Here is a 23,513-nt window from a genome sequence, read left to right on the forward strand (position 1 = left end):
TCCTTTTGTTCAGGGGTCATAGCCGCTCCTCCTACGAATGCAGTTCACACTTCTGTTGACGCTCTACCTATTATCCTCTCTTGATAGTAGTTTTACAAAACCGGGATGCTCCCGAGGAGTTTCACCGAGAACTCAAACAGTTAACTGGAGCTGAAGCCTGCCAATGCCGCAAGGCACGAATTTAAAGCTACTATATTGCTTGTGCCTTACTGGTTTGGAGTCGTCTCAAGACGATCGCCTACCCAACGGGTAAAACTGTCTATCAGATTAAGCATGGAATGCTCTCGGACTACTTGATTGAACAACTCAAGCATCCGTCCGTTCAAATGACTCTTGCGTAAGTCCTAAACAAGTTATGCCGCTAAGTCTTTGGCAGGAACGTGCTAAAAGCGTATTTGCTAATCTGAGATTTATGGCCGGGTTATCCACCACGCTTGCGTTAGTCCCTTCCTAATCGGCTTTGGGAATGTTGATACCACCAATAGCGATCATAGGTACGTCACTCATAGGATCTAGATTAACTGATTGATTGCCCGAAACCCTTAATTCTTTGTGAACTCCTGAACGGTTACGATTCTGGGGTGTTATCCAGCATATTTGACCGATAACATCCTAATCTCCCGGATTAACCATCAAACCTGCTAGATAGCACCCTGGAACTACGGTCTTAACCATCAGATATCCTGTTTAATTCCTTAAAAATTAAGGATTATCCCGTAGATTTACTGAATAACTGGATAATATGTGGTAGAAATAATTTTATCCAGCGAATCTGACACTTAATATAGTTATGCTGCTCGATTTCTAGACGGGGAAGTAGTGCTAATTAACTAAAAATGTTCAAAAAAAAGTCGTATAGCAGGGTGAGTGTGTGGAGGAGCTAAGAAATGTTGAAAAGTGTTTGCATTTATTGCGGCTCAAACCTGGGAACTCGTGATAGCTATCTTCAAGCTGCACAGCAGCTATGCATTGAGCTTGTACAGCGCCAAATAACAATTGTCTATGGCGGAGGAAATACAGGTTTAATGGGTGCTGTCGCTAATTCTGCACTTGCTGCTGGCGGGAAAGTTGTCGGAGTAATTCCGCAAGTTTTGGTAGATCAAGAGGTTGCACATACTGGGTTGAGCGAGCTGAGAATTGTAAAATCAATGCATGAGCGCAAATCACTGATGTCCGATTTATCTGATGCTTTTATTGCTTTACCAGGAGGATTAGGAACATTAGAGGAGTTCTGTGAGGTGGCAACATGGACTCAGCTTGGATTCCACAGAAAAGCATGTGGGCTTTTAAATATTGAAGGCTTTTATGATAACCTTCTCTGCTTTTTAGATCATGCAACAGAGGAAAAATTTATTCGCTCAGAACACAGGAAAATTTTTATAGCTGAGAAAAATCCTGTAGAGCTAATCAGTAAACTAGATGAGTTTGAGATACCCATACTACCTAAGTGGATTGATCGAGCACAATTATAAAGTCAATAAAGTGAGCTAAACTTTAGTTGCTTAATTCCGTCATGTGGCTTGTCGAAAAGGGCTGTCATGCTTGTCGCGTCGTGCATGACGCACTGGTGTCCGATCTGTTTCTATATCGTCATTAAACGACTTTCCCGACTGGCGATCGCATTTTTGGCAGAGTTTCAGGAATCCTGATCGATAAAACTAGAACCCTCGATTGGAGTTGAGGGAGGATTTTCCTGAAAGTCGTCATACATACATTTCTCAACTGGCGATCGCCCTGCTGTCCGATCCGTTTCTACATCCTTATATCCAGGTTTTACCACCCAACCTACATAGCTTGAATCGCAGCAGTAATGGAGCTGGCTGTGAAAAGAGATAAATGAAAGATTGGAAAGCCGATCGCTCATTTAAGCGGCTGAAAACTAAGATAAACCACTCTATCACCAGTAAGGAAATCTGCAACGAAACGCCCTTGGCAATGCGGAGAGCATCAATCTCTAGCACATCTAGCCCATTGAGGCGGAATTGAGCTGATGTACCAATAATATGCTTGCTAAACTCAAAAACTCTCCCATCAGGAGTGAGATCGCGAACCTTTAGTTCTAGGGAAAATTTGAATAAACCTGCTGTAGTCTCATGCCGAAGATCCCAGAGCGCGATCGCTGCTTCGACTTCCGACACTCTACCGAGTTCGGTGCTCCGAATTCGGTAGAGCGATCGCTATCTAGATTTCTGACCTCCTGCCGAACCAGGAGAAACTTGTCTGTAAATGGTCGTTTGTCAATTAGAATTTTTATGTCTTTAGTACCAATTGGAGCAAAGGAAAGATAAAAAAATATCCCAGCTATAAGAGTTAGGGTAGAAACAGCATCGAAAATTAATTGCAGTCGTATCACTACGTTAGGTGTGATTGACTAAACGTGATATCTCTTTAACTAACCTCTCTGGTTCTATAGGTTTTGAGAGATGTTGTTGGAATCCAGCTTGTAGTGCTTGTTGCTGGTTAAAATCTCCAGCGTAGGCAGTTAGAGCGATCGCCAAACTGTTCCAGTCCTAGTGCAAGTTCGCTTGCTGTTTTACCGTCTGGATTAGAAAGTCTGGCCTGTCGCTGGAATGCTGGATTCGCTTGCAAAATGCGGTGATCGACCGGCTTGCCATCTGCATCGAATAGCACTTCAACGGTGCAAAAGCCTTCGTCGATTGACTCAAACAATCTACGATAGTGTTCTTCAGATTGACGCAGGGCGACTTCTGCCTGTTTACGATCGGTAATGTCTACCGCCGCTCCGTAAAGCACACGTTCTTCTAAGGAGGGCTGCGCTCTCCAGAGCAACCCGCGGTAGGAGCCGTCTTTGTGCCGATAGCGGTTTTCAAATGCAAACGTTTCGGTTCCAGACAACAGGCTGACGCTTTCTAAGACAGACAGGACTTACGCAAAGGCACTAGATATGAGGGGTGGCACTGCTCAATCGCATGGGCAGGGTAGGTGACTTCAATTGCTCAATCAAATAGTTCGATAGCAACCGCGTCTTGAGTTGATATACGGTTGTTCCCATCGCATCTGCAAACTGTCTCAACCTTGTCCAAACCAGCAAGGCACAAGCAATATGGTTCCTCTGAATCGGTTGCTTGCGACACTGGCACGCCTCAATGCCCGTCGTCTGCTTGAGTTCGCGGTGAAACTGCTTAATCTGAACGCACGGCACACACCTGTTGCCTGTCGTCCGTCGAATTTTGAGTGATGTCGTTGGTTGCAACATACTCCGCCTTGTCGGTAGAGACAATGACACGGAACAGCTTCACCTTTTTGTCTTTCGGAAATCCACGAATTTTGATGAGCTTGCCACACTTGGGTTCAATGGCATTCCACTGGAGTTGGTCAATACGCTTGTAGGGTTCGCTAGCGTCACTATCGTCTACCAACCGATTGGTCTTCAGCGGACAGTAGTACACCTTACCCAACCCTTCTATCAGCGCCATCAGTTTCTTGGCAGCGTACCAACTGTCCATCAAAACTGTGCTAAACGGCAACTGCAAGGGGCATACACTGCCCCTTGCAGCATCTGGGCCACATGGTCAAGCTTGCTGTTACCGTCTCCATCGGGGTTGTACAAGCGGTAGTCAATCACCCAAAACTGCCCACTTTTGACATTGACATAGGCACAGCTAATCAGCCCAATGCCTCGAATCACCCGATGCTCGTTGCCACTGTATTGCCGCCTGACCAATTCAATCGACTGGCTAAACCGTTTGTCTAACACCGTGTCATCAAACAACAGATATCCATCCTGGTCGCTAACCATCAGCGGTTTGACATTCTCCCACAACAACCGAGGGGTGAGCTTCTCCCCACTCTCTTAGCGATTAATCGTGTCATGACTGAACGTTTGCAAGTGCTCCGCTAAGTGAGTCAGTGTGAAGTTGGTCTGAGTGCTCAGTAAGTATTGGCAATAATCTAGTTTGCTAAAGGTCATGAAAGATTGATCGCTCTGAGCAATGGAGCTTGTACTGGTTATTCTCTGCCTTGGCTAGACCCTACCCATAGCGGTCTTGCGTAAGTCCTGATCAATTTAGCAACACTGACTTACTTGTTTGAAGGGGTGCTGCTCCATAGCGATAGTCTCAAGGTTGTTCAAGAAATTCATCCCGGAGCAGTGAACTGGATGACTGCGGGTCGTGGCATTGTTCATTCGGAGCGAACGCCCAACGCAGAGAGGAGTCGCGAAAGACGGCTACATGGCATCCAGACGTGGCTTGCACTTCCAGAGGAACATGAGGAGACTGAACCTTGGTTTCGTCACTACCCAGCTACTGACATCCCCGTTTGGCAAGATGGGGGTGTCGAAATCACACTGATTGCAGGGCAGGCCTATGGTCGCACATCACCCGTTCAAACGTTCTCGCCGATGATTTACCTTGATGTACAACTGCCGAGTGGAACCCAGTTCACGCTGCCTCCGGACTATAGTGAGCAAGCTGTCTACAGCGTTACAAACGGTCTGAGCATAGATGGCGAACCGCTGGAGCCACAACGAATGATTGTACTGAATCCCAATCAGACTGTGAGCATTAGTGCGAAAGCTGACGCTCGTTGCATTGTGGTAGGTGGTGAACCTGTCGGAGAGCGACATAAGTGGTGGAATTTTGTTTCTAGCCGCCTTGATCGCATTGAGCAAGCGAAAGCGGACTGGAAGAACGGACGGTTTGAGCAGGTTCCACATGAAACCGAGTTTATCCCGCTGCCTGAAGAACCCCTCTCGCTGCCTGAACAACCCATGTAAAAGGAGCAGCTTATTCCTATTTAGGCGCGACGGCAGCTTGTTGCATCCAAAAATCATTCCAGCAGCGCTATGCTCGCTTATGCGGGATTGTTTAGCCCCGTGTATGGAAGGAAGAGGATATGCGAAAACTCTTGGAAACAACGGCCAAATTCGCGATTCGCTATCTTGAAGGCTTAGACGCTCGTAACGTTGCGCCAGCAGAGGAAGCGATCGCTAACCTCATCCAGTTTGATCAACCCCTCCCCAATGAGCCTGTCGAACCCGAACTTGTCTTGCAACTACTCGATGAAATTGGCTCACCCGCATCAATGGCACAAGCAGGTTCCCGCTTCTTCGGATTTGTCACGGGTGGTTCTCTGCCTGCCGCCTTGGCAGCCAATTGGCTAGCCGCCGCGTGGGATCAAAATTGCGGACTCTACCGCATCACTCCAGCCACAGCCTTACTAGAACAGGTATCTCTGCGCTGGCTCCTCGACGTACTGCATCTCCCCGCCGAGTGCGGTGGTGCTTTCGTTACGGGAGCAACTGTTGCTAACTTTACCGCATTAGCCGCCGCCCGCCACGCTGTACTCGAACGGGAAGGTTGGAATGTAGAAGCAGAAGGGTTGTTCGGTGCGCCACCGATTACCGTTGCCGTCAGCGAGGAAGTACACCCAAGCTTGTTGAAAGCGTTAGGATTGCTGGGATTAGGTCGAAACCGAGTGGTGAAAGTGCCTGTTGATGGACAGGGGCGGATGCGTCCGGACGCCATTCCACCCCTTACTCGTCCGGCGATTATCTGTACCCAAGTCGGAAATGTGAATACAGGCGCGTGCGATCCAGTTGGAGAGATTTGTGATCGCGCCAAGGAAGTCGGAGCCTGGGTGCATGTAGACGGCGCATTTGGACTCTGGGCAGCCGCTACTCCATCGTTGGCGCACCTCACGACTGGTATGGAAGAGGCAGATTCTTGGGCGACAGATGCTCACAAGTGGTTGAACGTGCCGTATGATAGTGGATTGGCGTTTGTTCGCGATGCCTCTGCGTTGCAAGCGGCAATGGCGATTACTGCGGAGTATTTACCCACCGTCAGCGACCAGCGCAACCCGTCAGACTATACTCCTGAATTATCGAGGCGTGCGCGTGGCGTTGAGGTGTGGGCAGCATTGCGATCGCTCGGTCGTTCTGGTTTGGCAGACTTAATTGAGCGGACTTGTCGCTATGCTAGACACTTTGCCAAGGAGTTGAAAGCGGCTGGTTATCTCATTCTCAACGATGTGGTGTTGAATCAAGTCTTAGTGTCTTTTGGGGATGCAGAAACGACCCATCGGGTGATTGCTGATATTCAAGCCGAGGGGACTTGTTGGTGTGGCAGTACGGTTTGGCAAGGACAGACGGCGATGCGAATTAGTGTTTCGTCTTGGGCAACAACGGATGCTGACGTGGAAAAGAGTTTGGCAGCGATGCTGCGAGTAGCTGGGAAATATTGTTCTGGTGAATTTTAGGATGAGCGATTGCCTACGGTTTTACTCGTAGCCGATCGCATACCGGATTTAATTGCCTAGAGCGTCCAAGGCAATGCTCCATCACCTAATCTGAATCTCTAAAACGAGGGCTATACAGACTAAGAAACTGCAAACTCCTTACGCCGTCCGACTGATTTGAATCCCAAGACGATGGTATCTTTTGGAACTCCTGCGGCAACTAATTCATTGGCAATCCCTTCCTCTGTTCCATCGTGTTGAATCCAGAGCTTGCCATCGATAATATTGATATGCAGTAATGTGCCATAGATGCGATCGCCATCATGCCAACCTGTTTTTACCAGGAGATAGCGATCACGCTCCCGCTCAAATACGAGTTCCATCTGAACTTCATCATTACCGAGAAATTCGGCATAGTCTCTCAGTACTTGCTCTACAACAGACCGATACTTAGCGTTTAGGGAATCCATCGGACAATGACCTCCTATGTAGGATCGAAGATGATGAGGCGGATGATGCCATCCTCAATCAGGATTTGACCTGCTTCTTCTCCAAAAACTGTTTTGCGTATTTCCTCTGTAACTGCAAGATAGAGTGTTCGCTCTGGGGCATAACGGATTAGCAAACGGGCGTAAAGGACAAATTAACCTAATGCATCTTCTAAATCTTTCATATCAGATGCCCGTGTAAAGCTCTTAATCTCTACAGCAATAGAGCAAATTTTTCTGGCATTATTAAATTCATCGAACTCTGCTAGTTTTTTCCAAAACCTTTTGAAGCACCATCAAATTGGTAGAGATCCTCAATGAAGAATTTTGGAGAATTACCTTTAAGCAACTCATCTACAAAAAAGTTATCTACTGCTCCAGCACCAAGTCCGAGTGATGGACCAATTCCTGGAATACATCCTAGCGCAGATGTCACGACAAATCGAAGAATACGACTTTTTTTAGATTGAATTATCGGAGTTTCACGAATAAGTTTGTTATATTCAGATGCAATATTTTTTTTGTCCTCTCGACAATTTTTGTGAAACCATTGACGAAATTCTTCTCCATTACGAGATTGTCTTAGCTTAAGTAGGTACGAAAACAAAGATTTATCTTTTAAAACAGCTTCTCCGATATTAGTAACTGCTGCAATTTCACGTAAATCTGCAAATGCTTTTTCAGACTCAAAATATTTGAGATTTCTTTGAAATTTGAGTTTTAAAACTCGTCCTACAGGACTAGCAGTAGAAGAATCAATACACCCTAACTTCTGGGCTAAACGAAGTTCAATATTTGTAAGTGCTATAGATAATAGTGCATCAATAACATCCTTCTTAGGTTTACTATTTGGCCCTAAAGTTCGAGCCTCCATAGGCTCAAGCCCAGGGAATTTTTTCAGTTGTGTATCCCCCAATGAGTAAAAATCACGCCAGAGCGGAGTTCTTTGAATATCTTGATACGTTTCATCACGAATCTCATCAACAATAGAACCCATTGTCACTTCTTCAGTAGCCTGCATTAATAACCTTAAAAGTAAGTCTCGATTTTTTACTTCTGTAGTCAGTACATTGAATGCAGCATTGATAGCTTGACTCTTAGGAGCGCTGTTAGCTACTGGTGGGTTGCCTACACTCTCCAGAGCGACTAAATTACCATCTTCTTCAGAACCACGGATATATAGCATTACGCCTTTAAGACGAACAAATTTTAACAAGCCCAGCTCAAGTAGTTCAATAACAATATCTTCACCAAGTAGGTGGAGCAAGGCAGCAACAGATAAATAGTCTTGAATAGGAATGATGATTTCGTCATGAAGTAGAATGCTCTCAATAAATGAGTAGACTGACGAGATTTTGTGCTTTAGAAATCTTTTTAGATGCAAACCATCAAGGTTGAAGACAACTGACATATTGGCAGCAAGGGTTCTTATCTTATCCATTGGTTTGAGATTGAATACGAAATCTTACCTATTAACATCAATATAGTACATATTTACTATCGCACTGATAGTGTGGAGGATTAGTAGTGGAAGTGATCGCCTTTAGCACCACCCTTTCATGCGATCGCATCTTCCCCCCTTTTGGCAGCAGTCCTCAAACTGGCTTTAGCTCCAAACTGCGCCACAAATACCACGAGGCAATACTGCAATAAGGCTTCCACTTTTGTCCGAAGCGTTCTGTTGTCTTGCGGTCAGGGAGTGCCTCAAGATTGTAGACTTTCCGAATACCTGCACGTACACCCAAGTCATCCACGGGCAAAACATCCCAGCGCTTGAGACGGAAAATCAGGAGCATCTGCACAGTCCAGCGTCCGATGCCTTTGACCCGCGTTAAAGTCTTGATAATCGCCTCATCGTCCATGACTTCCAACTCTTCAAGCGTGGGCAATCCGTCGCTCGCATGACGTGCCAAGTCTTTGATATAAGAGATTTTAGGGCGTGAAATCCCCACGCCTCGGAGGACTTCATCTGGCGTGTCGAGGACATCTTGTGCTGAAGGAAACGGAGTGTCCCGGTAAAGCTGGAGAAACCTTTCGTGGATGACTTTAGCCACCTTGGTAGAAAGTTGTTGGTGGAGAATTGACCGGGATAGGCAAAAGAACAAGTCTCCTTCCAACTCGTACTGGTTCAGTTGACACGCACCAATTTGGTCAATGAGTCGTCCCAGGATAGGGTCGGAATCCTTGAGAAAGTCAATCGCGATCGCGTAATTCATCACGCTATTACTAAAAACGTAGAAGCTGTTGTTACCAACACTCCGGTAATTTAACGAAGTGAAACTCAATGTAACTTCTTCACCCTAACGTTACCCAGAAAAATACCTGCACTAAAATTTATTAAGAAGGCGAATGCGCGCTTAAGAAGACCAAGGAGTACCTGTGACTACCCAGACCAGTTTACAAGGGGATATAGGTGACGCTGTTGAACAATCTAACGAGGAAGAGAAAGAACTTTTCCAATGGACAAAGCAGTGGTATCCAGTAGCCGTTGTAGATTTCCTAGACCCATCTCGTCCCCATGCCATACAGTTGCTAGGAAAAGATATTGTCTTGTGGCGGGATGGCTCTGGTCAATGGCGTTGCTTTGAAGATTTTTGTCCCCATCGACTAGCCCCACTTTCGGAAGGTCGTGTTGAATCGGATGGCACCCTTTTATGTGCCTACCACGCTTGGCGCTTTGATTCTGAGGGAAACTGCGTCAGCATTCCCCAGTCCATAGATAAGCAGACTGAGGCGAAGCACTGCTCAAACAAAAAGTCCTGTGCTGTTGTCTATCCGACGCAGGAACGTCAAGGTCTTTTGTGGGTATGGGCTGAGTCAGGTCAAGAGGCACAAGTTGAAAGTCAATCAAGGGCACCGCGAATTATTCCAGAGCTTGAGGAGGACTCCGACAGGGTAGTGCAGCTCTTTTGGAATGTGCGCGACCTCCCCTATGGATGGGACTTTTTCATGGAGAATGTGGCAGATCCTGCCCATGTGCCTGTCTCCCACCACGGCATTGTCGGCAGTCGGTACAAGGATGCCAAGTACTACGACATGCCTCGCATCCGGGAGATGTCTACTCAGGAAGGATTCTCCTTTGCAATCACACCCACAGCTCCAACCATTGAGCAAGTGGTTCACGACTTTCAACCGCCCTGCCATATGAGAATTGTCTCAACCTTTAAAGATGGCGGGAAGCTCATCCTGGCTTTATACGCCAGTCCGACTCGTCCCGGATGGTGCCGTCATATTGGAGGCCAGGTGTTTGTGAAGAATGAGGCGGGGAAAAGACCGAAAGGCTTAGGAGTCTTTGGCCTACCCATGCCCATTTGGTTAGGTCATGTGTTGGGTTCCCTGTTTCTGCATCAGGATGCGGTGTTTCTCCATTACCAGGAGAAGATTCTAGCCAAACGGGGCAAGGACAGATGGCTGGATGCTGTTTATACGCCCAATTCCCAAGACAAGATGGTCATTGCCTTTCGTCAATGGCTCTCAAAAAGAGCCGGAGGTGGTATCCCTTGGGATTCAGGATGTAATTCGGAGCTTCCCTCAGCCCAGCGAGACAAGCAGAAGTTGTTTGATGTGTGGGCAACCCATACACAACATTGCCAGGTTTGCCAGGATGCCCTGAAAAATATTAACCGTCTCTCTGTGTTGGCTTATGTAGCTGCGGTGGTGTGTTTTGGTCTAGGCGTAATGGTGGATGCACGCGCTGTGGCGATGAAGGTGGCGGCAGCACCTATAGAACAAACAGCAACCTCTGTTTTAACGGTTGTCCCTCCTACCGGATTTTGGTTGGCGCTGGGGAGTGCAATCCTATTTGCAATAGTAGGATACCTGCTTAAGAAATTCAGTCGGCTCTTCTATGTTTATGAGTTTGAACACGCTCACAATCACTGATATATCAACTAGAGTGAGTGCGATCGCAATGAGTACGCTGTGGTAGTGACTTAACAAACCTAATAGAGTTGCCATCTGCGCGACGCTTCGGTGACGCCTGCTGTAGGATGCAAGGGAGGGCTGTAGGGGGAATACAGCAGCGCTGGACTACGTGCCGCTTCGCTAACGGTATCGCACTCTTGGGTTATTGATAACTAACTAATTGTTGCAAATCACAAATTCATTGTTTCAAATCATAACGTTGATTATATTTCTCTTCGATTATTTGCTCATCGATTATTCCAGTAATTACTATGTGCTATTTGTTGGCAATACCCGCAGTACATCAAACAAATTTACACCACACATCTCGATAGGAAAATACTATGAGCAGCCAAAGCGGATGCCCATTTACGGGCGGCGGTCAGAAATCTCAGCCTCGTCATATGCCCTCAAACCGAGACTGGTGGCCGCATTATTTGAATCTGAGCATCCTCCACCAGCACACCCCCCAGGCCAATCCTATGGGTGAGGAATTCAACTACGCTCAGGAGTTCAATAGTCTTGACTTAGCTGCCTTGAGGGCAGATATCTTCGAGCTGATGACCACCTCCCAGGACTGGTGGCCAGCCGACTACGGCCATTATGGGCCGCTCTTCATCCGGATGGCTTGGCACAGCGCTGGCACATATCGGATTGGCGATGGTCGCGGCGGCGCGGGTTCGGGTAGCCAGCGGTTTGAGCCGCTCAACAGTTGGCCTGACAATGCCAACCTCGACAAAGCGCGTATGTTGCTTTGGCCCATCAAGCAGAAATACGGCAAGAAAATCTCCTGGGCCGACCTCATGATCTTCGCCGGCAACTGCGCGCTTGAGTCGATGGGCTTCAAGACGTTAGGCTTTGCCGGCGGGCGCGTGGATGTCTGGCAGCCAGAGGAAGACATCTACTGGGGTTCTGAGAAAGCCTGGCTCGGCAATGAGCGTTACGAAGAAGATCGGGTGCTCCTGAATCCCCTCGGCGCTGTTCAGATGGGCCTAATCTACGTCAACCCGGAAGGACCAGACGGCGAACCCGATCCGGTCGGCTCAGGGCGCGATATTCGCGAGACCTTTGCTCGGATGGCGATGAACGATGCAGAAACGGTCGCGCTCACCGCTGGTGGACATACCTTTGGCAAATGTCACGGTGCGGGCGAGGCGACGCACTTAGGTGCCGATCCTGGGGGTGCCACCATTATCGATCAGGGCCTCGGCTGGAAGAACGCCTTCAACACGGGTGTCGGTGTCGATGCGATCACCAGCGGTATCGAAGGCGCATGGACCCCCACGCCGACGCAGTGGGACAACAGCTATCTTGAAACTCTGTTCAAATATGACTGGGAGCTGACGAAGAGTCCCGCTGGCGCGTGGCAATGGAAGCCCAAGGGCGATGCTGGTGCGGGTACGGTGCCCGACGCACACGACCCGTCAAAACGGCACGCCCCCATGATGACCACGGCGGACATGGCGATGAAGATGGACCCCATCTACAACCAGATTGCGAAGCGTTACCACGATAACCCGGATGAGTTCGCAGAGCAGTTCGCCAAGGCGTGGTTCAAGCTGACCCACCGCGACATGGGACCGCGATCGCGCTATCTTGGTCCAGAGGTTCCTCAGGAAGAGTTCTTGTGGCAAGATCCCATCCCGGCAGTCGATCATGAATTGATTGATGAGCAGGACATTGCCACTCTCAAAGCCAAGATTCTTGCTTCAGGACTGACTGTTTCTCAACTGGTTTCGACCGCTTGGGCATCAGCATCAACGTTCCGTTGCTCCGATATGCGCGGTGGAGCGAACGGGGCGCGTATTCGTCTTGCACCGCAGAAGGATTGGGAAGTTAACCAGCCAGAGCAGTTGGCAACAGTGCTGCAAACCCTGGAGGGAATCCAACAGGAGTTTAACAGTTCGCAGTCCGGCGGGAAGAAGGTTTCGATTGCTGACTTGATCGTTCTGGGCGGATGTGCGGGCATTGAGCAAGCGGCGAAAAATGCCGGTCACGACGTGACGGTTCCTTTTAAGCCGGGACGCACGGATGCGTTGCAAGAGAAAACCGATGTCGAGTCCTTCGCTCCACTTGAGCCAACCGCAGACGGGTTCCGCAACTACACTAGCGGCAAACACAGCGAATCGCTTGAGGAGTTGCTGGTTGATCGGGCGCAGTTGCTGTCCCTGTCAGCCCCTCAGATGACGGCTCTCGTGGGCGGCTTGCGCGTCCTGGGTGCAAACTTTGGAGGCTCTAAACACGGCGTCTTCACCGATCGGCCAGAGACGTTGACCAATGACTTCTTTGTGAACCTGCTCGACCTGGGCACGACGTGGAAGGCGACTTCTGAAGATGAGTATGAGTTTGAGGGGAGCGATCGCAAAACGGGTGAACTTAAGTGGAGTGCTACCCGTGTTGACCTCATCTTCGGCTCAAACTCTCAACTCCGCGCCCTTGCAGAAGTCTACGGATGTGTGGACTCACAGCAGAAGTTTGTCAATGACTTTGTGGCGGCGTGGGACAAGGTGATGAACTGCGATCGCTATGACCTTCGCACAGTCTTAGCGAAAACCTCTGCGAGGAGTTTTTAAGCCTAGTATCAGCTACGCTAACTTGCAGTAATTTTGAACGCGAGTAGAAGCCAGAGACAAAAATGAGAGCGGCGTTTCAACTTTTCTTGAAACGCCGCTCTCGGCTTTATACCTTGATGCAAAGCTGCTTAAAAACTGCAATTAGGTTCTTGTTGGTGCCTAATTGTGCGATCGTTAACATGACCCAAAGCACACAGAAAATCCAATATATAAAATAGCTGTCCACAACGTTATGTGCAGCTGCATGCAGAGTAAATCTAACCTCTTGATGTACATCGCTACTTGTTCCGAAGCATAACGGCAAAACGCAGCGGCGGTAGATGAACTTGAATTCAGCACCAGTAGCTTTCGTCCGTCCGCTGCCGTGACGTGTTAGGTTGCCTCGCGTGTTAACTATGTGATTAAAACCTTAACTTCTTCAATACTAAGTGGTGGGGAACGTCGATGAATCATGGCATGGCAATTAGGACATACGGGACGTAAATCTTCCACAGGATTAACTTCGTATTCTTCACGAATCTCAGAAAGGGGTCTGAGATGGTGAACGTGAATGAAACCTTCTCCTAATTTTCCAAATATTTTCCCAAAGTTAAAGCCGCAAATATAACAACTTGTGCCGTAGTGTTTAATGCATTGCTGTCTAACAACTGGGTTACGTTCATAAGCGTTGACTGATACTTTACACACTGCCCCCTCTCGTAGTATTGCAGATGCAGGAATCTCATCAGGGAATATTGCTGTCGCAAATGCCCAAATGATTTTGACAGGTGTTATATCTTCAACTTCTTCTGCATTCCCAATTCCAGCAAAGATAAAAGGTTGTTGGTTGTTTTCACGCCAGAAAATATAGGTATCACTATCTAAGCTCAACATGGACTGAATAGATGGATGGTGTAATTGTGAATTAGTTTTTCCATACCACTCCAGTCGATCCCCTACCCATTTATTGGCATAGTCATGTCCTGTTCGTCCAGAGGTTCCAACATTGCAGAAGATAAACCAATCATTACCATGACGCGCATATCCTGTATCCCAATTTCCTCCACGAGTATCTTCAGGGATTCCAATTGCTCGGTAAACATCACGCCTTGTGTAGCTATGCCCAATTTGAAACGAATATGGCATAAATGAGTAACCTTAAACACCTAACAGATGCGCTCGAAATACCAGCCTTACAGACAATCTATGCAGCCTAACTATTTATTATACGGAAACTTTCCGTATAATCTTTTTCTCAATCCTAATACATCAAGCATTATAATGAATTCTTGCCTGAATCTACGGAAAACTTCTTTTTTATCCGCTTATTTAGGTATTAAAGAGGTATTAAAACAAGATTTAGATTTGAAAGTCGATGCAGTTCGTGCAAAGAAATCTAACTATTTACCAACCGTTTTGACAAAAGATGAAGTTTTAGCAATTATTCAAAAGTTATCCGGCGTATATCAACTTTTAATTAAGTTGCTTTATGGCACTGGTTTACGCTTAAGTGAAGGTTTAAACTTGCGCCTTAAAGATGTTGATTTTGCTCAACAACAAATTATTGTGCGCGATACAAAGGAAATGAAAGTCGAGTAACGATGCTACCTGAAAGTATCACTGAAGAATTAAAACTTCATTTACAAAGCATCAAAATTTGTCATTAATGGGCAATCTTTAAAGACTAATCACGACTTATTTAAATGCGTTATTGCACGCAAAAATATCCGGTCTTTAGCTTGGCAATTCACTCTAGTCGGAAACTTAGAATGACTTTGTGGCAGCCTGGGACAAGGTGATGAACTGCGATCGCTATGACCTCAAAGCAGTTCAAGCGACAAGCTCTGCACGGGGTTTCTAAGCCTAGCGTCAGCTAAGCTAACCTGCGGCAATCTTAAACGTGGGTAGAAGCCAGAGACAAAAATGAGAGCCGCGTTTTAAGACAAGTTGAAACGCCGCTCTCAACTTTAGGCCCTGATGTCAAAGCTGCTTAAAAAGCTGTAATTGGGTTCTTGTTGGTGCCCAATTGTACGGGCATTATCACAACCTAGAGCACTGAGAAAACAAAATACACAACAGCTGTCCACAACATTGTGTGGAGTTGCATATAGAGTAGATTTAACCTCTTGATGTACGTCGCTGCTGGTTCCGAAGCATAACAGCTCAAATCAGCGGCGGCAATAATCCCGGATTTAGAGCGAGTGACTCTTGACCGTCCGCTGCATTTGAATAGTTAGGCTTCATTCTTTCTGATTAATGGCACCAAGTGCAGCATGTAATCTCGTTTTCCAATTGGTACACCAGCCATGCGAAGAATATCGTAAGCCGTGACCATATGAAAGTAAAAGTTTGGAATTAGGAATTCATTCACGTAGGCATTACCAGGCAACTCAACGTAGAGGCTCTGACCCAAGTCAATGCGCGTCACCTCAGCTAACTTTGAATCTTCAGCGTTAACACCCAAAAGAAGTTCCTTAGTGTTTGCTATGTGCTCGTATGCCTGTGCAAGAGATGTGACCTCTGGATCTAGATTATTCGCAGGTTTGCTATTACACCAGAGAGCAAAGTTGTGGGGTTGATTGCAGGTGAAAGCAATCTGTGTACCGAACGGAAGCATGTCAGCTGCAATGCGCTTTTGAAGGAACGACTCGTCATCATTAAAGTGAGTCTGAGCTGACTTCAAGAGATGCTCAAGAGTTGTTAAGCGGCTTTGAAAGAGGGTTCGGATTGAATCTATATTCTGGCTTTGCATTTTGCGATCCCTCAAGTCTTTTCTATGAACCCTAGCTGTACTTAGAACAAATTTCAGCCTAACGCTCTTGGTCCGCGGTTGCCAACACTTTATTTAGCTCCACAAGTGGCCGCTGCACCAGGGTTGTTATGCCGCGACCACTTCAGCAGATATCAATCCTCAGTTGATTGCTTGCTGCTCCAAAAAAGTTGAAGCGCTGATTCATCAAATATGTAGGCTGACTCACCCTCCCTAATCACTCGTTTACCAAGCCGAGGAAAAACGCCAACATCAAAGCGTCCTGCTTCTCCACCTATCAGGTATACAAGGTCTTCATCAAATGGATTACGAAGATGATGGGGTTGTTGAGGTAGCCCAAAGCCCATGAAGTCTCCCGGCTCGACCTCGTATTCCACATCTCCAATTTCCGCAATACCCCGACCCGACAAAATGTAAACCCATTCTTCTTCATTCTGGTGAGCGTGGAAGATGAAAGATTCTTTGCCTGATGGTACGCGAGCAATTGTTACACCAATGCGTTTAAGACCGACAGCACGCCCAAGGAAGCGTAAATAAATTTCTGAATTGGGGTTAAGCGGATGATGAAACTCAAACGCATCAATTGAATTGATATCTGATGCTTTCAGCAGAGAATGTTGTTCATCAGTCACGTTGATGTCCTCCTATCAAGTTGGCAAAGGGTCTGAGCACCACAATAAAGCCTAAACCGCTCCGCAGATACCGTTCACCTGCCACCCTATCGAAACCTCAAAATAATTCAATCCTGAACATCGACAGATAGCCCTTCGGTTGCCTCTTTACCGAAGACTCAGTAGCCTAACAAGCTTAAGATCAGCGACGCGGAGTGGCTGTCACACGCTGTGCTTAGGCACGTCATGCGCCATCCACGGAGCGTTCGCTGCATCGCATGGTTAGGCGTTTCCGGGTGTTGCATCAGAGCGTTCCTGCTTCGAGTTGTTCGAGGTAGATGAAGTCCGGGGACTTCACGCCTGCTTCTTTTCGGATTTGGACGAGTTCCGGGGATTCAAAAAAGCGCTTGGCGTCGTCGATGGAAGTCCACATTGAGAAGTGGACAATCCGGTTGGGGTCGTTCTGATACCTGAGGACTTGGAATGACCGCTCACCAGCGTCGCGTCGGATGGATGCGGCACTGTCGAACACCTTCTTCCAAGCTTTGTAGTCAGCGACTTCGTGGATGATTAAAACATATTGCATGAGGGCTTCTTTTTCAGGAGACGCGAGGAAACGCCTAACTATTAATAGACTGAAACTTTCCGCCTAAAATCCCAAATTTACTACTTATGCAGATTATTGCCGCATAATACGCTGCTCAAGCTGAATAGCCAGAATCTTTCGGCATATTTTCAGATTCCTTACAGAGGCGAGCAGATGGACTATTAGATAACAGGACATCTACTTATCTCTATGCAGCCACCTCCTAAGAAATTGCTGAATCAGGTGCGTGATGCCCTTCGTTTCAAGCACTACGCCTACCGTACTGAAGATATCTACGTGCAGTGGATTTGCCGCTACATCCTGTTTCACAATAAGTGCCAGTGCCATCCAAAGGAGATGGGTAAAGCTAAAAAAGCACTACCCAGCCGGGGCAACGACTAATTCGGACTTCGGTGTGACGAACATTCGCAAGTGCGATCGCGAAATTGACACAAATTCCTCCTAAGACTCAGTCACAACTTCTGACTTATTAAACACCTCACGCGATACACGATGTACAAGGCTTGAAGAAACATAGAATAACGTGAATCCAATCAGAGGATGAAGCACCTCTAAATGAAGAGGAGTCTTGAGATGAATGCTGCAAAACTGGAGTCCAAGTAGCACGGGTAGACTGGTGGCAAGCGATCGGATTTTGTTCGAGAATGGAGCGAACCACGCCCCTGCTAGCAATATTAGCGACAGCCCGCCATACCCTCGCACGAGCCACACATGAATATTCCACCAGCTAGGATCGGTGAAGTAGGCAACCCCAACGGTTAACACCTGAGCAATTAAGCAGACGTTAAAGAGGATGGAAGTCGCGTAAAAGCCGCGTTTTAACCAGCTTGTGGTAGCAATATCGCGATCGCTTTCTAGATTTGTAATCATCTCAAGCTACCTGCGTGACTGGTAAATTGAATACTTCAGCTGCATATACCATTGCTTTATTCACCAGCTCTGCACCTGCTTTTTCGGGAGAACCCACATCAAATGGCGGAGCGGGGTCATACTCCATTAATAGCTGCACCAGCTTGGCAGTTTCCTCACCATAAAGGACTTTGGCAATCTCTAGACCAAAATCAATTCCTGCGGTAACACCACCACCACTCATACGATTGCGATCGATGACCACGCGCTCAGTACGGACTTGAACGCCCGCTGCTGCCAGTTGTTCGCGAAACATCCAGTGAGTTGTAGAACGGTACCCTTGGAGCAATCCTGCTTTTGCAAGAAACTCAGATCCACCACAAACCGAAGTGATGAATTTTGTCATACTACCCTGTTGCCGCAGGAATGCCAGGATCTCCGGGTCGTCTACGATTGCACTTTGGCCTAAGCCACCGCCAATACAAATGATGTCTAGAGGCGGAGAATTGTCAAAGGTGGTATCTGGAATAATTCTCATCCCATCATCTGTTTGAATTGGATCTAGCGTTTTCCAGATGCGGTGGATTTGGATACCTGGCAGAGTCGCAAACACGGTTTGCGGGCCAATGATATCGAGTGCTGTCATACCGGGGTAAAAGACCAACCCAATGACATATTGTTGCGGGTGAGTCATGAATTCAAATTTCCTAATGGGGTTTATGACGAACTGATATTTATACTAGGAATGACAACCCGCTAGGCATAGTCCTCGATCGAGTACTCTTTTCCTCCATGTCAATTTCCTTGAAGCTTTTGTTTGAAGAAATTCATCAGGTAAAGGATGAAGAGGGCTTGCGATCGCACGTCGCACCCAAGATTGGTTAATATTTTGCAGCGAAACGCTCGGCAATTTTTTTCTTTGAACAGCATCTCTCAAGCGATCGGAGTCTTCAAAAAGTCCTGAGAATTGCCCTCTCAACTGAGCATAATCCTGTGGTGCGTTCTGTTCGCACCAATACAGTGTTAGCCTGCGCTTTGAAGCGAGGGTACTTTGTAGACAACAGTAAGTACCCAAGCTTCTACACCTCATTCCAACAATTGGTCAAGTCTTTTGAGCAATGATATAAACATGATTCTTAGGATATTGATCGTATTCGAGGTGAAGGCACGTACAATGATGCTCAGTCAGAATCTTCAAGAAAGCATTTACGCCCAGTGTGCTGTACTCAAAATCCTGACCTTGAAATGTTCCAGAAACCTCGCTTTGTCTATATCCACCCCCACATGTGAACATAAGCACCCCATCAGGTTCAAGAGCCTTGCATAGCTTTTTCGTAACAGGTTCTTGCCTATCTAGCGGCAAATGAAACGTGCTGTCCCAAGCAACTATCAAGCTGTAGAGTTTGGGAGGATTCCAACAGCAGATGTCTGCTCGATAGAAAGTGATATCTGGATGGAGTTGTTTGGCTAAATCAATCATCTCCTGGGAAATATCAAGTCCTTCTACCTGAAATCCATGCTCCCTTAGGACGTTAATAAAACGTCCGCTGCTTCCACACCCAATATCAAGAGCTAATTGCTTTTTAGGCGTAAAGTTGATAGCCCGCTCCAACTGGGCGATGCCATAAAGCGAATTTTGATGCTGAGTCTGCCACCATTGGGCAATACAATCATATCGAACGGCTGTATCCTCTGGATGCATATTTATTCTCACTTATGGCTCTTCGCCCACAGTCAAATCAAGCCGAGTCATAGCTAAAAATCTAATCAGGCTAACTATTTATTAGGTTTACTCTTTCTACCTAAAATCCCTTATGGGATGATTAGATGGACTATTTCCGCATAATTACCTTTTTGAGGCATTTAGGTGGAAAGGTTTTCCGCATATTAACGTTAGAAAACTAATTTCGGTGGAAAAACTCAGTAATGTTGTTATCTTGTTAGCCCCTTGAGTCAGCCTAAGATCCCTTAGCAGGTGATTAGGCAGAAAGCGGACTGTAACCCAGCTATCGCCCTGACCACAATACTCCTCAAGACATGACTTTGTTAGCTTGTGTGTTCCTCGCTAAAGCACCAGCAGTTTTATAATTGGGAGATGCAAAAGCTTACGATTACCCGACCTGACGACTGGCACCTACACCTACGCGACGGTGCGGCACTGAAAGCGGTTCTGCCCCATACGGTGCGGCAGTTTGCCCGCGCTATCATCATGCCGAACTTGAAGCCCCCAGTACGCTCGGTAGCGGATGCTGCGGCCTATCGCGATCGCATCCTTGCAGCGATTCCAGAGGGCAAACAGTTTGAGCCACTGATGACGCTCTACCTCACTGACAACACCAGCCGAGAAGAAATTATCCGGGCTAAAGAATCCCAGTTTGTCAAAGCGGTCAAGTATTACCCAGCGGGTGCCACAACCAACTCAGACTTTGGTGTGACGGACATTCGTAAGTGCGATCGCGTCTTTGAAGCAATGGAGCAGGTAGACCTGCCTTTACTCCTGCACGGGGAAGTAACCGATCAAGATGTTGATATGTTTGATCGCGAGAAAGCGTTTATCGAGCGACATTTGATCCCCCTCAAGCAGCGATTTCCCAACCTGCGCGTGGTACTTGAACACGTTACCACCTCAGATGCTGTGCAGTATGTCCTGTCTGCCAACAATATCGCTGCAACGATTACGCCACAGCATTTGTTATTTAACCGCAATATCCTATTTCAAGGTGGCATTCGCCCCCATTTTTACTGCCTGCCAATTCTGAAACGAGAGGATCATCGTCTAGCACTTTTGCAAGCAGCAACCTCTGGTAATCCTAAGTTTTTTCTTGGCACCGATAGCGCCCCGCATCCCCGCAATGCCAAAGAAAGTTCCTGTGGCTGCGCGGGTTGCTACTCGGCTCTGCACGCGATGGAGTTATATGCAGAAGCTTTTGAGAGCGCTGATGCCCTTGATAAACTTGAAGCTTTCGCCAGTTTCTATGGGCCAGATTTTTATCAACTCCCGCGCAATACCGAACAGATTACCTTGACCAGAACGACCTGGCGCGTTCCCGATGAAGTTCCATTTACTGAATCCGGACTTGTGCCCTTACGGGCAGGTCAGGAGATGACGTGGCAAATGCTTGACGCTAGCATGGCTGAAGCTAATTGATTTGGACGATCGTGTTATAGACACGCTATTCCTTAGGTTTGGAGCTGATGGGTAAAGGTAAGATAGGTACTGTGTCGAGAGGGGATTGCGATCGCATGATTGCGCTGTGCAAGAAAGGTGAAACCCTGCCCCCCTGAAAAACTGTCAGACTTAAAATAGGATGAATTTCTGAGGTTCCCGTGAAGCTAGAGAACATACTATTCCCCGTAGGAATCCTGGCAGTAGTTGCGATCGCATTTTTCGCCTACAGTGCTACTGCTGCTCCCTTACCAGAAGGATTTCCCTCTCCAACACCAGAAGGGCAAATTGAAGTCAAACAATATCCAGCATACCGTTCTGCCACAGTTCGCTACTCAGGAGAACTCTCAATGGCAGCGAATCGTGCTTTTGACCCTCTCTATCGCCACATCAGCTCTAACAATATCTCCATGACGGCTCCGGTAGAAACCCGTTATCCAGTTAGCACCCTGCAAGCCAGTGAGATAGGCGCACCCAACGAACGGGGTGAAGCGCTTGTTTCATTCCTCTACCGCAGCACTGACATCTACCCTACTGAGATTGCACAAAACATTCAGGTAGAAGACATTGCACCCATGACAGTCATCAGCCTTGGGCTAAAAGGCAGTTACGATTACTCCAGCTACCAAAAGAACATAGAACGGTTACGAGAGTGGTTAGCGCAGCACCCAGAGTGGACTGTCGTCGGCGCACCTCGCCGCTTCTTCTACGATGCTCCCTATGTCCCCGAACCTGTTAAGCGCAGTGAAATCCAAATTCCGATTCGTCGGGTAGATGGCTAGCGAAAAGCAACGACCTCATAGTGTTCCACTGTTGGGAACGGGTCATAGAAGTGATGCAACAAGGAACGCCACTCTTGGTACTCTGGCGATCGCTCTTGGTTTGGCTTCTGGCATGGGGTGAACTCATCCCTACATGCACCCTGGCTCGGATTGTCAATACGTTGAAGTCTTTGTTTCGCTTTGCCCACGAAGCGGGTTATTGCCCCGTTAACGTGGCTTTGAAACTGAAGCCTCCTAAAGTTCGCAATCGCTTAGCCGAACGGTTGCTCACGCAGCAGGACGTTGTGCGATTAATCGAGAATGCTACGAGCGATCGCAATAAAGTTTTGCTGCTGTTAGCCTATACAACGGGGTTGAGAGTTTCCGAGATTTGCGGCTTGAAATGGCGCGATCTGGTTGCCAAAGAGGGCGGGGGACAACTGGTGGTGCGGGGAAAAGGCGGAAAAACTCGCTACATTATGCTCCCGACTCCAGTATGGATGGCTGTAGAACGTTTAAGAGGAACGGCGAGTGCTAGTGACCCCGTGTTTGTCTCGCGCAAAAAAGGGGGACATTTAAGCCGCTCGATGGTGATGCGGATTGTCCGAGCGGCGGCTCTAAAAGCCGGGATTGACGCGCCAGTCAGTCCCCATTGGTTGAGACACGCCCACGCAAGTCATGCTTTGGAGCGAGGAGCGCCGCTACATCTAGTGCAGCATACTTTAGGACACTCGCAAATCCAATCCGTCGCTGTTTATCTCCACGTTCAGCCGATGGATAGTTCGGTGAGATTTTTGAGTTGGATTGTTTCTGAGGGACAAGTCAATCAGGTAGAGGGTAACGAGGTGACAGAAGCGATCGCTCCAATAACAGTGGAAGTTTTACCCGCAAGTCCGATTCCAAAGCTCCCCGAATCGAGGAGTGATCAGGACATAGAAATCAGTTCGGCTGTTGTCGAATAAGCTTAATTGCCAGGAAGCAGCAACCAGACTTTTTTATTATTGAGTTTAGGCGTATCAACCTCGTGCCAAAGGATTTTTGTTCTGCATGGCTGAACTTATAGTTTGTTTAATTCTCCTCAGCCTTGTCTCCGGACGTTTAGCACTTTCAATCCAAAAGAGGATATTCTTTTTGGATGAGTTACTAAATTCATGAAAATACCGATTGGCTATTTCGTTGGTGTCTAATGCTTGCTTTAGGTCTGCCGAAATTATTAACTCTTCTATCGCATCTAACGTGTTCCATGAGCCATCTTGTTTTGCCGCTTCAATTTTTTCAAGACCCGATGGGGTCATCAACCCTTGTTCTATGAGTTCTTGAATATATTGCTTATTTAATTTTGACCATACGCTTTTCGGTTTTCGGGGTGTAAATATTTGCATATAACGTTCTTCGTTTAAGGATTTGACTTTACTGTCAATCCACCCAAAGCATAAGGCTTCTTTAACCGCTTCGCTATATCGAATGCTGGGCTTACCACTTTTTACTTTGTAGTAGATGAGCCATACACCGACAGAGGTGTGATGGTTTTTCTCCAACCATCCCCGCCATTGTTGGCGATCTGTGGCATGAAAGGTTTCTAGTTGGTTATCAAATTTCGCCATA

Annotated in this window: 21 protein-coding genes and 6 pseudogenes; 11 read left to right on the forward strand and 16 right to left on the reverse strand. The window is 47.3% G+C overall.

The genetic code is table 11. From position 1 onward, the window contains the following. Positions 1 to 113: 113 nt before the first annotated feature. Together H6F63_RS30270 and H6F63_RS27820 are read left to right on the forward strand one after the other, a co-directional pair. A pseudogene (locus tag H6F63_RS30270) lies at positions 114 to 341 on the forward strand (transposase); the annotation flags it as partial. A gap of 546 nt (positions 342 to 887) precedes the next feature. Next, a complete protein-coding gene (locus H6F63_RS27820) occupies positions 888 to 1,472 on the forward strand; it encodes a TIGR00730 family Rossman fold protein (RefSeq protein ID WP_190640522.1) in 585 nt (194 codons plus the stop codon). A gap of 288 nt (positions 1,473 to 1,760) precedes the next feature. On the opposite strand, the gene H6F63_RS27825 is transcribed toward H6F63_RS27820, so the two are convergent. From H6F63_RS27825 to H6F63_RS27835, 3 genes and pseudogenes are all read right to left on the reverse strand, one after another. Beyond that, positions 1,761 to 2,138 (reverse strand): hypothetical protein, encoded by a 378-nt coding sequence (locus H6F63_RS27825; protein WP_190640523.1) that lies wholly within the window; start codon positions 2,136 to 2,138, stop codon positions 1,761 to 1,763. A gap of 322 nt (positions 2,139 to 2,460) precedes the next feature. Beyond that, complete coding sequence (locus tag H6F63_RS27830; RefSeq protein WP_199298327.1) at positions 2,461 to 2,856, reverse strand: PAS domain-containing protein; 396 nt, start codon at positions 2,854 to 2,856, stop codon at positions 2,461 to 2,463. A 43-nt stretch (positions 2,857 to 2,899) separates the two neighbouring features. Next, positions 2,900 to 3,931 (reverse strand): annotated as a pseudogene (locus tag H6F63_RS27835) (transposase). A gap of 90 nt (positions 3,932 to 4,021) precedes the next feature. Between H6F63_RS27835 and H6F63_RS27840 the strand changes: the two are divergent. Beyond that, positions 4,022 to 4,738, forward strand: a pseudogene (locus H6F63_RS27840) (pirin family protein); the annotation flags it as partial. A 119-nt stretch (positions 4,739 to 4,857) separates the two neighbouring features. Next, positions 4,858 to 6,222, forward strand: a complete 1,365-nt coding sequence (locus tag H6F63_RS27845) for an aminotransferase class V-fold PLP-dependent enzyme (RefSeq protein ID WP_190640524.1) — start codon at positions 4,858 to 4,860, stop codon at positions 6,220 to 6,222. Positions 6,223 to 6,341: 119 nt separating this feature from the next. Here the strand turns inward: H6F63_RS27845 and H6F63_RS27850 are convergent, their stop codons facing one another. The 4 genes and pseudogenes from H6F63_RS27850 to H6F63_RS27865 all read right to left on the reverse strand — a co-directional run bounded on the left by H6F63_RS27850 (position 6,342) and on the right by H6F63_RS27865 (position 8,905). Further along, on the reverse strand, positions 6,342 to 6,671 hold the full coding sequence (locus tag H6F63_RS27850; RefSeq protein WP_190640525.1) for a XisI protein: 330 nt from the start codon (positions 6,669 to 6,671) through the stop codon (positions 6,342 to 6,344). A gap of 14 nt (positions 6,672 to 6,685) precedes the next feature. Further along, positions 6,686 to 6,922: pseudogene (locus H6F63_RS27855) on the reverse strand (element excision factor XisH family protein). A 32-nt stretch (positions 6,923 to 6,954) separates the two neighbouring features. Next, positions 6,955 to 8,130 (reverse strand): hypothetical protein, encoded by a 1,176-nt coding sequence (locus H6F63_RS27860; RefSeq protein WP_190640526.1) that lies wholly within the window; start codon positions 8,128 to 8,130, stop codon positions 6,955 to 6,957. A gap of 154 nt (positions 8,131 to 8,284) precedes the next feature. After that, positions 8,285 to 8,905 carry a DNA-3-methyladenine glycosylase gene (locus H6F63_RS27865; RefSeq protein ID WP_190640537.1) on the reverse strand — a complete coding sequence of 207 codons (621 nt, stop codon included), beginning with the start codon at positions 8,903 to 8,905 and terminating at the stop codon, positions 8,285 to 8,287. Positions 8,906 to 9,068: 163 nt separating this feature from the next. Between H6F63_RS27865 and H6F63_RS31230 the strand changes: the two genes are divergently transcribed. Together H6F63_RS31230 and katG are read left to right on the forward strand one after the other, a co-directional pair. Next, complete coding sequence (locus H6F63_RS31230; RefSeq protein ID WP_190640527.1) at positions 9,069 to 10,571, forward strand: Rieske 2Fe-2S domain-containing protein; 1,503 nt, start codon at positions 9,069 to 9,071, stop codon at positions 10,569 to 10,571. 365 nt (positions 10,572 to 10,936) lie between these two features. Beyond that, complete coding sequence (gene katG, locus H6F63_RS27875) at positions 10,937 to 13,165, forward strand: catalase/peroxidase HPI (RefSeq protein ID WP_190640528.1); 2,229 nt, start codon at positions 10,937 to 10,939, stop codon at positions 13,163 to 13,165. A gap of 393 nt (positions 13,166 to 13,558) precedes the next feature. Here the strand turns inward: katG and H6F63_RS27880 are convergent, their stop codons facing one another. Continuing rightward, complete coding sequence (locus H6F63_RS27880) at positions 13,559 to 14,290, reverse strand: DUF3427 domain-containing protein (RefSeq protein ID WP_190421864.1); 732 nt, start codon at positions 14,288 to 14,290, stop codon at positions 13,559 to 13,561. 60 nt (positions 14,291 to 14,350) lie between these two features. Here H6F63_RS27880 and H6F63_RS27885 point away from each other — a divergent pair, with 60 nt between their 5' ends. Continuing rightward, on the forward strand, positions 14,351 to 14,743 hold the full coding sequence (locus tag H6F63_RS27885) for a tyrosine-type recombinase/integrase (protein ID WP_199295164.1): 393 nt from the start codon (positions 14,351 to 14,353) through the stop codon (positions 14,741 to 14,743). 634 nt (positions 14,744 to 15,377) lie between these two features. Here H6F63_RS27885 and H6F63_RS27890 read toward each other — a convergent pair. From H6F63_RS27890 to H6F63_RS27900, 3 genes are all read right to left on the reverse strand, one after another. Next, positions 15,378 to 15,896, reverse strand: coding sequence for a DUF1993 domain-containing protein (locus tag H6F63_RS27890; RefSeq protein WP_190421862.1), 519 nt, complete (start codon positions 15,894 to 15,896; stop codon positions 15,378 to 15,380). A gap of 152 nt (positions 15,897 to 16,048) precedes the next feature. Further along, complete coding sequence (locus H6F63_RS27895; RefSeq protein WP_190421860.1) at positions 16,049 to 16,546, reverse strand: cupin domain-containing protein; 498 nt, start codon at positions 16,544 to 16,546, stop codon at positions 16,049 to 16,051. Between the two features lie 283 nt (positions 16,547 to 16,829). Further along, positions 16,830 to 17,111 (reverse strand): antibiotic biosynthesis monooxygenase, encoded by a 282-nt coding sequence (locus H6F63_RS27900; protein WP_190421858.1) that lies wholly within the window; start codon positions 17,109 to 17,111, stop codon positions 16,830 to 16,832. Between the two features lie 210 nt (positions 17,112 to 17,321). Here H6F63_RS27900 and H6F63_RS27905 point away from each other — a divergent pair. After that, a pseudogene (locus H6F63_RS27905) lies at positions 17,322 to 17,474 on the forward strand (phage integrase N-terminal SAM-like domain-containing protein); the annotation flags it as partial. Positions 17,475 to 17,573: 99 nt separating this feature from the next. Here H6F63_RS27905 and H6F63_RS27910 read toward each other — a convergent pair. The 3 genes from H6F63_RS27910 to H6F63_RS27920 all read right to left on the reverse strand — a co-directional run bounded on the left by H6F63_RS27910 (position 17,574) and on the right by H6F63_RS27920 (position 19,695). Beyond that, the gene (locus H6F63_RS27910) at positions 17,574 to 18,002 is read right to left on the reverse strand and encodes a DUF6220 domain-containing protein (protein WP_190640529.1); all 429 of its coding nucleotides are present in this window, start codon (positions 18,000 to 18,002) and stop codon (positions 17,574 to 17,576) included. Position 18,003: 1 nt separating this feature from the next. Continuing rightward, complete coding sequence (locus tag H6F63_RS27915) at positions 18,004 to 18,675, reverse strand: DJ-1/PfpI family protein (RefSeq protein ID WP_190640530.1); 672 nt, start codon at positions 18,673 to 18,675, stop codon at positions 18,004 to 18,006. A gap of 408 nt (positions 18,676 to 19,083) precedes the next feature. Next, positions 19,084 to 19,695 carry a class I SAM-dependent methyltransferase gene (locus H6F63_RS27920; RefSeq protein ID WP_347276844.1) on the reverse strand — a complete coding sequence of 204 codons (612 nt, stop codon included), beginning with the start codon at positions 19,693 to 19,695 and terminating at the stop codon, positions 19,084 to 19,086. Positions 19,696 to 20,076: 381 nt separating this feature from the next. Between H6F63_RS27920 and pyrC the strand changes: the two genes are divergently transcribed. Together pyrC and H6F63_RS27930 are read left to right on the forward strand one after the other, a co-directional pair. After that, a complete protein-coding gene (pyrC, locus tag H6F63_RS27925) occupies positions 20,077 to 21,129 on the forward strand; it encodes a dihydroorotase (RefSeq protein ID WP_190640531.1) in 1,053 nt (350 codons plus the stop codon). 179 nt (positions 21,130 to 21,308) lie between these two features. Beyond that, positions 21,309 to 21,929 (forward strand): heme-binding protein, encoded by a 621-nt coding sequence (locus tag H6F63_RS27930; protein WP_190640532.1) that lies wholly within the window; start codon positions 21,309 to 21,311, stop codon positions 21,927 to 21,929. Here H6F63_RS27930 and H6F63_RS31235 read toward each other — a convergent pair. Continuing rightward, positions 21,926 to 22,021, reverse strand: a pseudogene (locus tag H6F63_RS31235) (antibiotic biosynthesis monooxygenase); the annotation flags it as partial. The gene H6F63_RS27930 and the pseudogene H6F63_RS31235 overlap by 4 nt on opposite strands. Between H6F63_RS31235 and H6F63_RS27935 the strand changes: the two are divergent. Beyond that, on the forward strand, positions 21,983 to 22,870 hold the full coding sequence (locus H6F63_RS27935; protein WP_190421871.1) for a tyrosine-type recombinase/integrase: 888 nt from the start codon (positions 21,983 to 21,985) through the stop codon (positions 22,868 to 22,870). The pseudogene H6F63_RS31235 and the gene H6F63_RS27935 sit on opposite strands and share 39 nt — an antisense overlap. Before the next feature lie 54 nt (positions 22,871 to 22,924). Here H6F63_RS27935 and H6F63_RS27940 read toward each other — a convergent pair whose 3' ends face one another. Beyond that, a complete protein-coding gene (locus tag H6F63_RS27940; protein ID WP_190640539.1) occupies positions 22,925 to 23,512 on the reverse strand; it encodes a YdeI/OmpD-associated family protein in 588 nt (195 codons plus the stop codon). Position 23,513 lies beyond the last annotated feature (1 nt).

It is taken from the genome of Trichocoleus sp. FACHB-40 (assembly GCF_014695915.1).
In the GTDB taxonomy this organism is placed as follows: domain Bacteria; phylum Cyanobacteriota; class Cyanobacteriia; order Cyanobacteriales; family FACHB-T130; genus Funiculus; species Funiculus sociatus.

Excerpts from the sequence above, each read along its gene's own strand:
- H6F63_RS27820 (WP_190640522.1), top strand. The coding sequence starts at position 888 with ATGTTGAAAAGTGTTTGCATTTATTGCGGCTCAAACCTGGGAACTCGT.
- H6F63_RS27910 (WP_190640529.1), bottom strand. The coding sequence starts at position 18,002 with ATGATTACAAATCTAGAAAGCGATCGCGATATTGCTACCACAAGCTGG.
- H6F63_RS27915 (WP_190640530.1), bottom strand. The coding sequence starts at position 18,675 with ATGACTCACCCGCAACAATATGTCATTGGGTTGGTCTTTTACCCCGGT.
- H6F63_RS27935 (WP_190421871.1), top strand. The coding sequence starts at position 21,983 with ATGCAACAAGGAACGCCACTCTTGGTACTCTGGCGATCGCTCTTGGTT.
- H6F63_RS27885 (WP_199295164.1), top strand. The coding sequence starts at position 14,351 with ATGCAGCCTAACTATTTATTATACGGAAACTTTCCGTATAATCTTTTT.
- H6F63_RS27900 (WP_190421858.1), bottom strand. The coding sequence starts at position 17,111 with ATGCAATATGTTTTAATCATCCACGAAGTCGCTGACTACAAAGCTTGG.
- H6F63_RS27845 (WP_190640524.1), top strand. The coding sequence starts at position 4,858 with ATGCGAAAACTCTTGGAAACAACGGCCAAATTCGCGATTCGCTATCTT.
- katG (WP_190640528.1), top strand. The coding sequence starts at position 10,937 with ATGAGCAGCCAAAGCGGATGCCCATTTACGGGCGGCGGTCAGAAATCT.
- H6F63_RS27940 (WP_190640539.1), bottom strand. The coding sequence starts at position 23,512 with ATGGCGAAATTTGATAACCAACTAGAAACCTTTCATGCCACAGATCGC.
- H6F63_RS27850 (WP_190640525.1), bottom strand. The coding sequence starts at position 6,671 with ATGGATTCCCTAAACGCTAAGTATCGGTCTGTTGTAGAGCAAGTACTG.
- H6F63_RS27860 (WP_190640526.1), bottom strand. The coding sequence starts at position 8,130 with ATGGATAAGATAAGAACCCTTGCTGCCAATATGTCAGTTGTCTTCAAC.
- H6F63_RS27890 (WP_190421862.1), bottom strand. The coding sequence starts at position 15,896 with ATGCAAAGCCAGAATATAGATTCAATCCGAACCCTCTTTCAAAGCCGC.
- H6F63_RS27865 (WP_190640537.1), bottom strand. The coding sequence starts at position 8,905 with ATGAATTACGCGATCGCGATTGACTTTCTCAAGGATTCCGACCCTATC.
- pyrC (WP_190640531.1), top strand. The coding sequence starts at position 20,077 with ATGCAAAAGCTTACGATTACCCGACCTGACGACTGGCACCTACACCTA.
- H6F63_RS27880 (WP_190421864.1), bottom strand. The coding sequence starts at position 14,290 with ATGCCATATTCGTTTCAAATTGGGCATAGCTACACAAGGCGTGATGTT.